At 67.2% G+C, this 13,926-nt stretch carries 12 protein-coding genes; all 12 read right to left on the minus strand.

The features are described 5' to 3' along the window. Positions 1–148 precede the first annotated feature (148 nt). Positions 149–1,678 (minus strand): nitrogen regulation protein NR(I), encoded by a 1,530-nt coding sequence (gene ntrC, locus GFK26_RS30550; RefSeq protein WP_153285265.1) that lies wholly within the window; start codon positions 1,676–1,678, stop codon positions 149–151. Between the two features lie 26 nt (positions 1,679–1,704). Then, entirely contained in the window at positions 1,705–2,784 is a 1,080-nt protein-coding gene (glnL, locus tag GFK26_RS30555) for a nitrogen regulation protein NR(II) (protein WP_101491999.1), read from the minus strand. 11 nt (positions 2,785–2,795) lie between these two features. Beyond that, complete coding sequence (locus tag GFK26_RS30560; RefSeq protein ID WP_153285266.1) at positions 2,796–3,320, minus strand: hypothetical protein; 525 nt, start codon at positions 3,318–3,320, stop codon at positions 2,796–2,798. A 146-nt stretch (positions 3,321–3,466) separates the two neighbouring features. Next, positions 3,467–4,882, minus strand: coding sequence for a type I glutamate--ammonia ligase (gene glnA / locus GFK26_RS30565; protein ID WP_153285267.1), 1,416 nt, complete (start codon positions 4,880–4,882; stop codon positions 3,467–3,469). A 147-nt stretch (positions 4,883–5,029) separates the two neighbouring features. Continuing rightward, complete coding sequence (locus tag GFK26_RS30570; RefSeq protein WP_194273982.1) at positions 5,030–5,830, minus strand: competence/damage-inducible protein A; 801 nt, start codon at positions 5,828–5,830, stop codon at positions 5,030–5,032. Beyond that, entirely contained in the window at positions 5,827–6,726 is a 900-nt protein-coding gene (locus GFK26_RS30575) for an EI24 domain-containing protein (RefSeq protein WP_153285269.1), read from the minus strand. The genes GFK26_RS30570 and GFK26_RS30575 overlap by 4 nt, the downstream gene beginning before the upstream one ends. Positions 6,727–6,780: 54 nt before the next feature. Beyond that, the gene (locus GFK26_RS30580; RefSeq protein ID WP_153285270.1) at positions 6,781–7,755 is read right to left on the minus strand and encodes a sterol desaturase family protein; all 975 of its coding nucleotides are present in this window, start codon (positions 7,753–7,755) and stop codon (positions 6,781–6,783) included. Between the two features lie 22 nt (positions 7,756–7,777). Next, positions 7,778–8,596, minus strand: a complete 819-nt coding sequence (locus tag GFK26_RS30585) for a polysaccharide deacetylase family protein (RefSeq protein ID WP_153285271.1) — start codon at positions 8,594–8,596, stop codon at positions 7,778–7,780. Continuing rightward, entirely contained in the window at positions 8,580–9,587 is a 1,008-nt protein-coding gene (locus GFK26_RS30590; protein WP_153285272.1) for a YncE family protein, read from the minus strand. Before GFK26_RS30590 ends, GFK26_RS30585 begins: the two co-directional genes overlap by 17 nt. A gap of 105 nt (positions 9,588–9,692) precedes the next feature. Then, entirely contained in the window at positions 9,693–10,436 is a 744-nt protein-coding gene (locus GFK26_RS30595; protein ID WP_153285273.1) for a pseudouridine synthase, read from the minus strand. Between the two features lie 61 nt (positions 10,437–10,497). Next, positions 10,498–12,234 (minus strand): gamma-glutamyltransferase, encoded by a 1,737-nt coding sequence (gene ggt, locus GFK26_RS30600; protein WP_153285274.1) that lies wholly within the window; start codon positions 12,232–12,234, stop codon positions 10,498–10,500. 59 nt (positions 12,235–12,293) lie between these two features. Next, the gene (locus GFK26_RS30605) at positions 12,294–13,889 is read right to left on the minus strand and encodes a class I SAM-dependent methyltransferase (RefSeq protein ID WP_153285275.1); all 1,596 of its coding nucleotides are present in this window, start codon (positions 13,887–13,889) and stop codon (positions 12,294–12,296) included. Between the last annotated feature and the right edge of the window lie 37 nt (positions 13,890–13,926).

Here is a 13,926-nt window from a genome sequence, read left to right on the forward strand (position 1 = left end):
ACCCCCAGGCTGCGCGCACTTCGTGTCGCTACGCCAACCCCCTTGCAGGGGGCGATACCAGCGGCCCGGCAAAGCCGGTTCCGCGGTATCCCTGGAAGGGTTCAAGTGCGCGTTGGCAGGTCGTAAAAAAGGCCCGTAGAGGGCCTTTTCATTCGATACCGAGTTCCTGGATTTTCCGGGTGATGGTGTTGCGCCCGATGCCCAGCTTCTGGGCCGCCTCGATGCGCCGGCCGCGCGTGTTGGCCAGCGCGGTGAGGATCAGCCGCGATTCGAAGCGGCGCGTGAGCACGTCCCACACGTCGGTGCGGCCTGCGGCGAGCAGGGCCTGAGCTTCGGCTTCGAGGCCGCTTTCCCAGGCGCTGGGGCCGGCGGGTGCGCCTGGCACCACCTCGGGGACGGCCACAGCCGGCACTGACGCGTCGCGCTCGACAACAGCCAACGGCGCCGCCGCAACAGCCTGCACGGGCGCCGCAACCTCGGCCACGGCCGCATGCACGTCCGCCCCACTGACCGCCATCACTTCGGGCGGCAGGTCCTTCGACTCGATCAGCTGCGCGGGCGCCATCACGGTCAGCCAGTGGCAGATGTTCTCCAGCTGGCGCACGTTGCCCGGGAAGCCGAAGGTCGCGAGCTTGGCGAGCGCGGCGTCGGAGATGCGCTTGGGCTCGACGCCCAGCTGGCGCGCGCTCTGCTGCAGGAAGTGCCTTGTGAGCGCGGGCACGTCTTCACCGCGTTCGCGCAGCGCGGGCAGGCGCAGGCGGATCACGTTGAGGCGGTGAAACAGGTCTTCGCGGAAACCGCCGAGCTTCACGCGCTGCTCGAGGTCCTGGTGGGTGGCGGCGATGACGCGCACGTTGGCCTTGACCGAGTTGTGGCCGCCCACGCGGTAGAAATGGCCGTCGCTGAGCACGCGCAGCAGGCGTGTCTGCAGGTCGAAGGGCATGTCGCCGATTTCGTCGAGGAACAGCGTGCCGCCCTCGGCCTGCTCGAAGCGGCCGCGGCGCATGGTCTGCGCGCCGGTGAAGGCGCCGCGCTCGTGGCCGAAGAGTTCGCTCTCGAGCAGGTCTTTGGGAATGGCGGCGGTGTTGATCGCCACGAAGGGACCGTTGGCGCGTGGCGAGTGCTTGTGCAGCGCACGCGCCACGAGTTCTTTGCCCGAGCCCGATTCGCCGGTGATGAGCACCGTGACGTTGCTCTGCGAGAGCCGGCCGATGGCGCGGAACACGTCCTGCATCGCGGGCGCCTGGCCGAGCATCTCGGGGGCGGCGACCATGCGCTCTTCGGACACTTCCTCGCGCTGGCTTTCGTCGACGGCGCGGCGGATGAGTTCCACGGCGCGCGGCAGGTCGAAGGGCTTGGGCAGGTACTCGAAGGCGCCGCCCTGGAAGGCCGAGACCGCGCTGTCGAGGTCGGAGAAGGCGGTCATGATGATGACCGGCAGGCCGGGGTGCTTGGCCTTGATCTTGTCGAGCAGGTCGAGCCCCGAGCCGCCCGGCATGCGGATGTCGCTCACCAGGACTTGCGGGCCCTGCTGCTCGTCGCCCTCGGCCTGTTCGAGTGCGGCCAGCACTTCGCGTGTGTTCGTGAAGCTGCGCGTGGGCATGTCTTCGCGCAGCAGTGCCTTCTCGAGCACGAAGCGTATCGATTGGTCGTCATCAACTATCCAGATCGGCTTCATGCATCTCCTCTGTTGCCGGGGCTGCGCTAGGGCAGCGGAATCAATATCTTGAAATCGGTTCGGCCCGGGACGCTGTCGCACTCGATCACGCCGTGATGCTGCTGCACAAAAGTCTGTGCAAGCGTCAACCCCAGCCCGGTTCCGCCTTCCCTGCCCGAAACGAGCGGATAGAAGATGCGGTCCTTGATCGTGTCCGGCACACCCGGTCCATTGTCGATGACATGCAATTCCAGTGCCAATCGATACCACTGCTTGTTGAAGATCACTTGTCGGGCAACGCGCGTCTTGAAAGTGATCTGCGCATCGCCCGCCGCGCGGCGCTCGGCCAGGGCCTGCGCCGCGTTGTGCGCGATGTTGAGCGTGGCCTGGATGAGCTGCTCGCGGTCGCCGCGGAACTCGGGAATGGAGACGTCGAAATCGCGCTCGATGTGCAGGTCGCGTGAGAACTCCGCCAGGATGACCGAGCGCACGCGCTCGCACACCTCGTGGATGTTCACGTCGCCCACCACGTGCGGGCGACGGTGCGGCGCCAGCAGCCGGTCGACCAGCGTCTGCAGCCGGTCGGCCTCATGGATGATGACCTGGGTGTATTCGATGAGGTCGCGCGACTCGACCTCCATCTGCAGCAACTGCGCCGCGCCGCGGATGCCGCCCAGCGGGTTCTTGATCTCGTGCGCGAGGTTGCGGATGAGTTCCTTGTTGGCCTGCGCCTGATCGATGAGGCGCTCTTCGCGGTCCTGGCGCACCTGCTGCTCCAGCGGCGACATCTCGATGATGAGCTCGCCCTTCTTGTCGCCGTGCGCCAGCGTGACCTGCACGGGCATCAGCTCGTGGTTCACACGCCGCAGAAAGGCCTCGTAGCGCAGCGTGGCGAAGTCGTTGCTGCTGGCACCGTCGAGCGCCGTGCGCAGCACCTGCGGCTCATGGAAACAGGCACCGAACTGCGAGCCCTCGAGCGTGCGCCGCGAGGTGCCCAGTGCATCCTCGAGGCCTGCGTTGGCAAACAGCACCGAGCCGTCGCTGTTGACCACCGCGATCAGCGTGGACAAGAGGTCGAAGGCGCGAAAGCGCGGAGTGGCGCCAGTCGCCTTCTTCCCGAACACCATGGTGACGCCGCTTACTGCGCTTGCGGCTTGCCGGGCAGGCGGCCGATTTCGCGGCGGATGCCGGCGATGTCGCTCTCGTTGCGCGCGAGTTCGGCCTTCATTTCAGCCACGCGGTCGAGGTACTTCTGGTAGTTGCGGCCTTCACTGCCCTGCTTCTCGGGCTCGCCGTTGTTGTATTCCTTCTTGAGCTCGGTCTGGCGGGCTTCGGCCTTGCGCAGCTCGGTTTCGAGCACCGAGCGCGCCTCGCCGTCGCGGGCGCGCTGATCGACGCCTTCGACACGCGGGCTGCCTGCCGGGGCGCGCGCGGCTGAAGAACCGCCCGAGCCCGACGACGACGCACTGCCACCGCCCGAAGGCTTCGTGCCCTGCACGACGGTGACGTTGCCGCCTTCCATGACCTTGCAGCCCTTTTGCTGGGCCACGGTGGCGTTGTTGGTGTACTCGTTGCCGCAACGCCAGACGCGCTCTTGCGCGAGCGCCGCCGGGGCGGTGGCGAACGAGGCGGCGGCCAGGAAAATCAGGGAGACAGTCTTCATTTGATTCCGGAGAGGGCGCGACAAACGCGCATTTTGATGCAATTCGGGCGCCCTCACGATGGGATGTTCCGCACCAAGGAAAAAGGACGGCCGGGGCCGTCCTTTTGTCTTACCTGCCCGCCGAGACGGGCTGGGTATTGCGCTTTTTACAGCGAGTAGTACATGTCGAATTCGACCGGATGGGTCGCCATGCGGAAGCGCGTGACTTCCTGCATCTTGAGGTCGATGTACGCGTCGATGTACGAGTCGGTGAACACGCCGCCCTTGGTCAGGAACGCACGGTCCTTGTCCAGGTTTTCCAGAGCCTGGTCCAGGCTGTGGCAGACGGTCGGGATCAGCGCGTCTTCTTCCGGCGGCAGGTGGTACAGGTCCTTGCTGGCGGCTTCGCCCGGATGGATCTTGTTTTCCACGCCGTCCAGGCCGGCCATCAGCAGTGCAGCGAAGCCCAGGTACGGGTTCATCAGCGGATCGGGGAAGCGCGCTTCGACGCGGCGGCCCTTCGGGTTGGCCACGAACGGGATGCGGATCGAGGCCGAGCGGTTCTTGGCCGAGTAGGCCAGCTTCACCGGGGCTTCGAAGCCGGGCACCAGGCGCTTGTAGCTGTTGGTGCCGGGGTTCGTGATGGCGTTCAGGGCACGGGCGTGCTTGATGATGCCGCCGATGTAGTGCAGCGCGAAGTCCGACAGGCCTGCGTAGCCGTCGCCGGCGAACAGGTTCTTGCCGTCCTTCCAGACCGACTGGTGCACGTGCATGCCGGAGCCGTTGTCGCCGACGATGGGCTTGGGCATGAAGGTGGCGGTCTTGCCGTAGGCGTGGGCCACGTTGTGGATCACGTACTTCTGCAGCTGGACCCAGTCGGCGCGCTGGACCAGCGTGCTGAACTTGGTGCCGATTTCGAGCTGGCCGGCGTTGGCCACTTCGTGGTGATGCACTTCGACCGGGATGCCCAGCGATTCGAGCACCAGGCACATTTCCGAGCGCATGTCGTGCAGGCTGTCGACCGGGGGCACGGGGAAGTAGCCGCCCTTGACTGCGGGACGGTGGCCGCTGTTGCCGTGCTCGTATTCCTTGTCGGTGTTCCACGAAGCTTCTTCGGAATCGATCTTCACGAAGCAGCCCGACATGTCGTTCTTCCAGCGCACGCCGTCGAACACGAAGAATTCGGGTTCCGGACCGAAGAAGGCGGTGTCGCCCAGGCCGGAAGCCTTCATGTACGCCTCGGCGCGCTTGGCGAGCGAGCGCGGGTCGCGCTCGTAGGCCTTGCCGTCGGCCGGATCGATCACGTCGCAGGTCAGGATCAGCGTCGTTTCTTCGAAGAACGGGTCGATGTTGGCGGTGTTCGGGTCGGGCATGAGCTGCATGTCCGAGGCTTCGATGCCCTTCCAACCGGCGATGGACGAACCGTCGAACGCGTGGCCCGAGGTGAATTTGTCTTCATCGAAATGCGACACAGGCACGGTGACGTGCTGTTCCTTGCCGCGGGTGTCGGTGAAGCGCAAGTCGACGAACTTGACCTCGTTTTCCTTGACGAGCTTGAGTACATCGGCGACGGTCTTTGCCATCAGTTTCTCCTGAGTTGGATGGTGGTTAGGAATACGGGAACGGAAGGATGCAGTTTCTGTGCCATTGTCACCCCGCCGGATGAGGCCCGGGTGACGGCCCAGGGGCTGCCGGAAAAGGAATTAATCACCAAACTGGTGCGATACGAATTAACGCACCAATTCGGGGCCAAGCTTCGCATCAAAGCTGTGCAAGCCTTCGATCAGCTGGCCATAGGCAGCATCGAGCCGCGCGGGGTCGCCCTTGACGCCCAGCTCGATGTGGCGCCCGTACTGGGGGTGATCCACGCTGGGGAGGCTGAACACCTTGATGCCGGCGTGGGCCTCTTCGATGGCCTGCATCAGCGGCGTGAGGGTGGCTTCCATCGCACCGAAAACGATCACGGACTTCTCGGCGATGGCGTTGCGGGTGAACAGATCGGCATAACGGCTGTCGAGCACCGACTCGATCATCGGCCAGGCCATGACCGGAAAGCCCGGCACGAAATGCACGTGCTCGACGCTGAAACCGGGAATCTTGTTGTACGGGTTGCGGATGATCGACGCGCCCTGCGGAAACACGCCCATGTTCAGGCGGTGGATGTTGTCGGGCCGGTCGGGCTCGTAGGGCACGCCCTGCTCCTGGGCGGTGTCCTGCATGCGCTCGCGGATCAGCACTTCGGCCTCGGGATGCAGTGCCAGCGGCACGCGCAGGGCCTGGGCGGCGCACTGGCGGGTGTGGTCGTCGGGCGTGGCGCCGATGCCGCCGGTCGAGAACACGATGTCGCCGGAGGCAAAGGCGCGCATCAGGGCCGCGGTGATCCGCGTGGGCTCGTCGCCCACGTACTCGGCCCAGCCCAGCTGCAGGCCGCGCGCGGCCAGCAGTTCGATGACCTTGGCCATGTGCTTGTCGGCCCGCTTGCCGGAAAGAATCTCGTCGCCGACGACGATGAGACCGAATGCGCGTGTCATGGTGAACCCCATTGAGAAAGAGCGGCCTTGTTGGCCTCGGTGGCTTCGGCCGCCTCGAGGGCCAGCGCGTCGCCGCTGCCGGTTTCGGGCTGCAGCGCTGCGCGCTGGGCGCGCATCTGGGCCAGGGCGTCCAGGCAGTAGTGGGCGAACCAGAGCGCCGAGAAAGCGAAGACCAGCGTGTAGATCCAGATGGCGATCGGCACCAGCACGAAGAAGGCGGCGGCGAACAGCAGGCCCGAGGCCCAGACGATGCTCGGCGCGGCGCCCAGGTAGCCGCACAGCACGCCGATGCACAGCAGCGGCAGCCGGTGGGCGCGCAGCAGCGCGGCGCGTTCTTCAGGGCTGGCGTGCTCGGCCAGCGCGTCGAAACTCATCACCCGGTAGGTCAGCCAGCCCCAGATCAGCGGCGGCAGGATCAGCACCAGCGGCGGAATGAGCCACAGCGGCATCGACACCACCAAGGCGATCAGCGCCAGCACGGTGGCGGCGAGCGAGCGCATCACGCTGCCGAAGAAGGAGGCGCCCTTCTTCTGCTCAAGCGTCGGAAAGCGCCGTTCGGCCACGAGCTTGGTGAGCGCCGGCGCCATGAAGCCGGCCACGATCAGCAGCGACAGCACCACGATGAGCGGCGTGACGCCGAACACCACCACCAGCGGCGCCAGCGCGGCCGTCACATCGCTCGAGAACAGGCGCCCGATCCAGGCCCAGAAGCTGGACAGCAACGGCCAGGCGTCGAGGGCTTCGCGCGTCCAGACGACGGCCGCGTCCCAGTAGAAGTAACCGAGCCCCGCGGCCAGCAGCACCATGAGCGCCAGTGGCAGGAGCGACAGCACGATCACGCGCGGGAGCATGCAATAGGCCACCGCGCGCCAGAAGGAGTCGAGGAGCAGGCGCATGAGGTTCGAGGATAACGTAAGGCTTCTGCGCCCTGGCCGTCCCTCGCAGCGCGCTCAGGCGCGGCCGAACAGCCGCTTCAGCCCCAGCCACTGCTGCGACCAGAAGCCCTGGCCGTAGTCGCGCGGCCGGCCGTCGGCGCCGGGTTCGACCTGGTCGCGGATGCCGGTCGGGTCGTAGCGGTTCTCGAAGTTGGCGGTGCGAAAGAGCATGTCCCACCAGGGCAGCAGCACGCCGAAGTTGTGGCCGCCCAGCGTGCTCTTGCCGTGCGATTCGTGGCCCAGCCCGATGCTGTGGTGCAGCCGGTGAAAGCGCGGGCTGACCCACAGCCGCTCGCCGATGGCACCGAAGCTCAGCCGCAGGTTGGCGTGCTGCAGGCTCTCGCTGAGCTGGGTGAAGGCCACGACGGCGATGAACTGGCCCGGCGCCACGCCGATCAGCTGCGCCACGATGACGATGAGCGTGTCGTGGATCACGTCGTCGAGCAGGTGGTTGCGGTCGTCGCTCCACATCGTCATCTGGCGCTGCGAGTGGTGCAGCGAATGCAGGCTCCACCACGCGTTGAAGTGATGCTGGCCGCGGTGAATCCAGTAGCCGACAAAGTCGAGCACCACGAGGTAGATGGCAAAGGCCACCCACGGCACGTCGGTCACGCCGGGCCAGACCTCGTCCAGGTGAAAGGTGCCCCACCCCGCCATGCGCAGGCTGCCGAGCAGGTCGTCGAACAGCGGCTGCAGCGTGAAGAACAGCGCCAGCCGGAACAGGCCCAGCCGGTGGATCAGCGTGTAGAGCACGTCGATGCGGATCGCGCGGCGGTCGGTCACGGGCTCGACCGCGCGCCAGCGCTGCAGCGGGCCGATCACGGCCAGCAGCACCAGAATCTGGACCACGCCGACCAGCAGCCAGCCGGTGGCGTCGAAAGCGTCCTCGGCCCAGCCGCCCAGGCCGATGGCATACACCAGCGGCTGCACGGCGGTCTCGAAGAGCCAGCCCTGCATGGCGGAAAAAACGTCGGTCAACCAATCGATCACGGCACGAACTCGGGGTCAGAAATCAGGGGTGGGATGCGATCCAGGCGCGGTAGTCCGGGTGCTGGCGCAGCGTGCGGAAGCAGAAGCCCTTGGCCTTCAGCCCGACGATCAGCGGCTCCAGGTTGGCGGGCGCCCACGGGTCCTTGCGCGACCAGATGCCCAGGTGCGCCAGCAGGATGTCGCCGGGGCGAATGCCCGCGAGCGCCTGCGTTAGCAGTTTGGGGTTGCTGAACGCCTCGCTCGGCAGCTCGTCGCCCAGGAAGCCGGCGGGCGACCAGCCCACGTGCGCATAGCCGCAATCTTTGGCGGCTGCCAGCAGCGCGGGCGAGGTCTTGCCGCCCGGCGCGCGGTACAGCGGCAGCGGCTTCTTGCCGGTGATGGCGGCCAGCCGGTCGGACGACTTGCGGATGTCGGCGCAGTACTGGGCCGCGCTCCAGACCGACTCTTTCCCGGTCTGCGGGCCGGCCGACGGCTTGATGCGAAAGCTGGGCGGCGTGCCCTTGACGTCGCCGCGCCAGTAGGCGTGGTCGTAGGTGTGCGAGCCGAACTCGTGGCCTTCGGCCGCCCTCGCCTTCCACCACGGCGCCCAATGGTCGTCCAGGCTGTCGCCGTCGGTCTGGGTGCGCTCGGCGGCGGCGAAGAAGGTGACGCGCACGTCCTGGCGCTTGAGCACGTCGGCCACCAGCGGGGCAATGCCCATGTGGCCGGTGTCCAGCGTCAGGTAGACGGGTTTGTCGCAAGCGGCCTCTTGTGCTCCGGCCGCCGGCATGGTGGCGCAGGCCAGCGCCGCGACAGCCAAGGCGACGCCCGCGGCGCGCACCCGCTCAGGTCCGCTTCGCATGGTCCAGCGTCCAGACGCCGTGCGGCGAGCGGCCGACGTTCACCTGTCGCACGACCTTCTGGCTCGCCAGGTCGACCACCGTGAGCTTCTTGGCCCAGCGCGAGGTCACGTACAGCGTCTTGCCGTCGGCCGACACGTCCATGCAGTCGGGGCCGCCCGGCACGTTGTAGGTCGCAACGACCTTCAGCGTGGTCAAGTCGATGCGGCTGATGCTGTTGGCCACCCGGTTGCTCACGAACACGGTCTTGCCGTCGCCGGCCGAGCGGAACGCGTGGGCGCCCTTGCCGGTGGGAATCTTGCCGACCAGCTTGGGCTGGGCGCCGGCCACGTCGAACACCTGCACGCCGTCGCTGCCGGTGAGGCCCACGAGCAGCGTCTTGTCGTTGTGGGCGCCGAAGATGTCGGCCGGCATGGCGCCGGTGGCCATGCGCCAGCGGACGGTCTGCGTCGGCAGGTCGACCGCAATCAGCTCGTCGCTGTCCTGCATGGTGACGTAGGCCACGGTGCTGGTGTTGTCGATCCAGATGTGGCTGGGCGTCTTGCCGGTGGCGATGCGCTTGGCCAGCTTCAGGTCCTTGCCGTCCCAGCGGTACACGTCGACGTGGTTCAGGCGGTTGGCCGCCGTGACGAACCACTTCATGTCGCGCGAGAACTGCAGCTGGTACGGATCGATGATGCCGTACACCACGCGCTGCACCTCGGCCGTGCGCGGGTCCAGGAAGGTGAGCGAGTCACCCGCCGAATTGGCCACGATGACCGACTTCTCGTCGGGCGTCATGTAGATGTGGTGCGGCTCCTTGCCGGTGGGAATGCGCTGCTTCTCGGTCCAGTCGACCGGGTTGATCACGCTCACGCTGGCGTCCAGCGAATTGAGCACAAAAACCGGTGGGGGGGCCGGCGGCGCCGCCGCGGCGGGGAGGGTCACCAGGGCTGTCAGGCAGGAGAAAAGGAAGGCCGCAATGCGGCCGTTCGGGCAGGCAGGAAGTCGCAAGGGAAGGTTCCGGGAGAGAGTTAACAATCTTAACGGTCGAACCCGACGAACAGCTGACCGCCGACACCCCCTCCCCCGCTGTCGGACCCGGCGCCTTGACCTATGTCAAGCGGCGGCCCGGGGCACCGGCGCCCGCAGCTGGGCCACCTGCTCGGCCGTGAGCCAGCGCCATTGGCCCGGCGCCAGGTCGTCCGGCAACGCCAGGCCGCCGATGCGCGAACGGTGCAGCCCTTCGACCCGGTTGCCGACCGCGGCCAGCATGCGCTTGACCTGGTGGTACTTGCCCTCGGTGAGCGTGAGCCGCAGGTGCAGCGGGCTGTCCGATTCGCAGGCCGCCGCGCGCACGGGCTTCGGATCGTCGTCGAGCACCACGCCGGCCAGCAATTTGGCGATCTGCGCCTCGTCGATCGGGTGCTTGGCCGTCACCTCGTAGACCTTGGGCACGTGGTGCTTGGGCGAGCCCATCTTGTGGATGAACTGGCCGTCGTCGGTCAAGAGCAGCAGGCCGGTCGTGTCCTGGTCGAGCCGGCCGATGGCCTGCACGCCCTGCACGGCGCCCTTGTTGGGCCGCAGCCGCAGCGGCGACGGCAGCAGCGTGTAGATGCTCGGGTAGGTCGAGGGCTTCTGCGAGCACTCGGTGCCGGCCGGCTTGTGCAGCATCAGGTAGGCCTTGTCGTGGTACGCCCACTCGGTGCCCTGCACGGTGAACAGCAGGCCTTCGGGGTCGAGGTCGGCAAAGGGGTCGGTCACGGCCGCGCCGGCAATGCTCACGTGGCCTTGCTGGACCAGGCCCGCGCACACGCGGCGGGTGCCGAAGCCCTGGGTATAGAGGATGTCTTGCAGGTGCATGAAAAATGAAAAAAGCGGCCGTGCCGACAGGGGCACGACCGCCTTCAAGTGTGCCGCAGGTTCAGTACCCGGCGGCCAAGCCCGTGTTGCGGCGCGGATCGTTGGCGCCGTAGAAGCGATTCGCGCCCACCGGTTTGCCGCCCAGCGAAGGCGCGCCGACGATGATCGCGGCCATGTGGTTGGCCGGCTGCGGCACGCCCAGGTTGTGGCCCATGTCGGTCAGGATCTTGCGGGTGTCGGGGCTGATCGCGAAGGTCTCGACGTTGGTCACGTCGGGCAGCCACTGCTGGTGGAAGCGCGGCGCATCGACGGCTTCCTGCACGTTCATGCCGTAGTCGACCACGTTCAGGATGGTGTGCAGCACGGCCGTGATGATGCGGCTGCCGCCGGGCGTGCCGACCACGAACACCGGCTTGCCGTCTTTCGACACGATGGTCGGGCTCATCGAGCTCAGCGGACGCTTGCCCGGCTCGATCTTGTTGGCCTCGCCCTGCACCAGGCCGTAGAGATTGGGCACGCCGACCTTCGAGGTGAAGTCGTCCATCTCGTTGTTCAGCAGCACGCCGGTCTTGTCGGCCGTGACCTTGGCGCCGAACCAGTCGTTCAGCGTGTAGGTCACCGACACCGCATTGCCCCACTTGTCGGTGATCGAGTAGTGCGTGGTGTTGCTGCCTTCATGCGGCGCCACGCCGGGCTTGATGTCCTTCGACACGCCGGCCTTCTTGGGGTCGATGGCGGCGCGGATCTTCGCGGCGTAGCCCTTGTCGAGCAGGCGGTCGAGCGGGTTCTTCACGAAGTCGGGGTCGCCCAGGTAGCTGTTGCGGTCCACGTAGGCGTGGCGCATGGCTTCGATCTGGTAGTGCACCGACTCGGCCGAGCGGAAGCCCAGGTCCTTCAGCGGATAGCCCTCGAGGATGTTGAGCATCTCGCAGATGATCACGCCGCCCGAGCTCGGCGGCGGCGCCGACACCACGCGGTAGCCGCGGTAGTCGCATTCGACCGGCGCGAGTTCGCGCGTCTTGTACTGGTCGAGGTCGGCCTGCGTGATGATGCCCTTGCCGGCCTGGCTCGACGCCACGATCGCCTTGCCGACCCAGCCCTTGTAGAAGCCGTCGGTGCCCTTGGCGCTGATTTCCTTCAGCGTCTTGGCCAGGTCTTTCTGCACCAGCTTCTGGCCGACCGCGAAGGGCTCGCCCTTGTTCAGGAAGATCGCACCGGAGACCGGGTCTTTCTTGAAGTCGTTGGTGGCCGTGAGCAGCATGTCGATGTCGCCCTGCTCCAGCGCGAAGCCCTTGTCGGCCAGCTGGACCGATGGGGCGATGAGGTCGGCGCGCTTCATCGTGCCGTACTTCTCGCGCGCGTATTCCATGCCCGACACCGAGCCCGGCACGCCCACGGCGAGGTGGCCGTTGGTGCTGAGGCCCTTGACGACGTTGCCGTCCTTGTCGAGGTACATGTTGGCCGTGGCAGCCAGCGGGGCCTTCTCGCGGAAGTCGAGAAAGGTCTTGCGGCCGTCGGCCAGCTGCACGGTCATGAAGCCGCCGCCGCCGAGGTTGCCGGCGGCCGGATACACCACCGCCAGCGCATAGCCCACGGCCACGGCCGCATCGACCGCGTTGCCGCCGCGCTTGAGCACATCGACGCCGACCTTGCTGGCCAGGTGCTGCGCGCTCACGACCATGCCGTGCTCGGCCGCGACCGGCGCCTGCGACGCGGCCTGCGCGCCGCCGGCCGCCGCCAGGGTGAGCGCGGCCGCGACGGCCGCGCGCAAGGTGGGGGTCCACTTGAAGTGCTGCATGGAAAAGTCTCCTCTGTGCGTTGGATGAAGAATGAGGGAGGGGCGAAGGGTGTGTGCCGTCAGGCCGTGAGCAGCGCCTTGCGCCGCAGGCTCTGCAGCGCCTGCGCGACCTGCTCCTGCGAAAAATCGTGAAGCGCCGACGGCTCGGTCAGCGGCTGGTCGTCCTTGAGGAAGCGCAGGCGTCCGGCGCGCACCTCGTCGAGCAGGAAAGCGGCCAGCGCTTCGTGGGTGTGCGCCCCGTCGAGCAGCGGCAGCAGGCTGCGCTCGAGCACCGAGAGCGACACCGGCTCGTGCCACTGGTTGCAGACGACGGCCGTCGCTTGCGACGCGGGCACGCCGGCCACCGCGCGGCGCACCGGCTCCAGCACCTGCGGCAGCGCGGACACCGATGAAACCGCCGGCACCGGCGTGCGCCGGATGCGCAGCGCGCCCAGGATCAAAAGCTCCTCGAGCATGGCGAGCACGATGGGCTCGACGGCCGCGCGCGGTTCGCCGGTGAGCGTTACCACCGCGGCCAGCAGCGCCTCGGTCGACATCGAACACGGATAGCTCGCATCGAGCGCCTGCGCCACCGCCTTGTGCGCCGGCAGCCGCAAGGTGACCTTCAGGTCGCGCAGCGCGGTGCAGGGCTGCTCGCGCGCATCCATGGTGAGCGCATCACCACCATCGACGCGGAAGAGGCCGGCGAACTCCAGCGCGCGCAGGCGGGGGACTTCGAGCCGGTAGCGGATGTTCGCGGCGTTGCCCTGCTTCACCAGCAGCGTCTGGCGGAAGGTGCGGTTGACGAGAAAGTCGAGGTACTGCTCCATCATCACCTGGCTGCCGCCGCATTCGCGCAGCAGCGGGTCGCGCACCTTCTCGCCGTAGTTCTGCACGAACATCGTCGAGGGCTCTGCGTCGCACAGGTAGGCCAGCCCGCGGGCCTCGGCACGCGCGACGAACTCCTTGAAATAGCAGGGCTCGTTGCAGGGCTCCAGGAACTCGTGCAGCAGGTAGTAGTTGCCGGAATTGCGAACGATCGGCATCGTCTCTTCGAGCGTCTTCTTGAGCACGCTGTCGGGCCGTGCCGACTGCTCGAGAAACTCGAGCATGCCGCGCGCGTACGAGAGCTTTTCTTCGGGCGTGTCGCGCGGGCCGCCGCGCAGGATCATCGCGTCGCGCACGATCTCGCGCGCCTTCCAGCCCGGGTAGACGTTGTAGCTCACGTACACCACGCCATTGGGCGCGAGGTTCTCGGCGCACACGCGCAGGATGGCGTCCTGCACCGGCCCCGGCACCCAGCTGTAGACGCCGTGGCAGACGATGTAGTCGAACTCGCCGAACGAGGCGTCGATGTCGGCGATGTTGAAGGTCTTGAGCTCGATGTTCGACAGCCCCGCGTGGTCGAGCGCCGCGGCGCCCTGGGCCACCTGCACGCGCGACAGGTCGACGCCCACCGCGCGCGCCTCGGGGTGGCGCACCGCGAACGGAATCAGGTTGCCGCCGGCGGCGCAGCCCAGCTCCAGCACGCGCGCCTTGCGGGGCGGCGGCGCATCAAGGCCGAACAGGAAGGCCAGGGCTTCCAGGTGCTCCACGGCGGATTGGGGGAACGGGTGCGAGTCGTAGGGCACCGCATCGTAGTAACTGGTGAGCGTGGAAGTCAGAGAGTCCGGCACGAACGTCCTTTGGGGAGCGGAAGGGGCTGCGGCAGTG

This window comes from Variovorax paradoxus, from assembly GCF_009498455.1.
In the GTDB taxonomy this organism is placed as follows: domain Bacteria; phylum Pseudomonadota; class Gammaproteobacteria; order Burkholderiales; family Burkholderiaceae_C; genus Variovorax; species Variovorax paradoxus_H.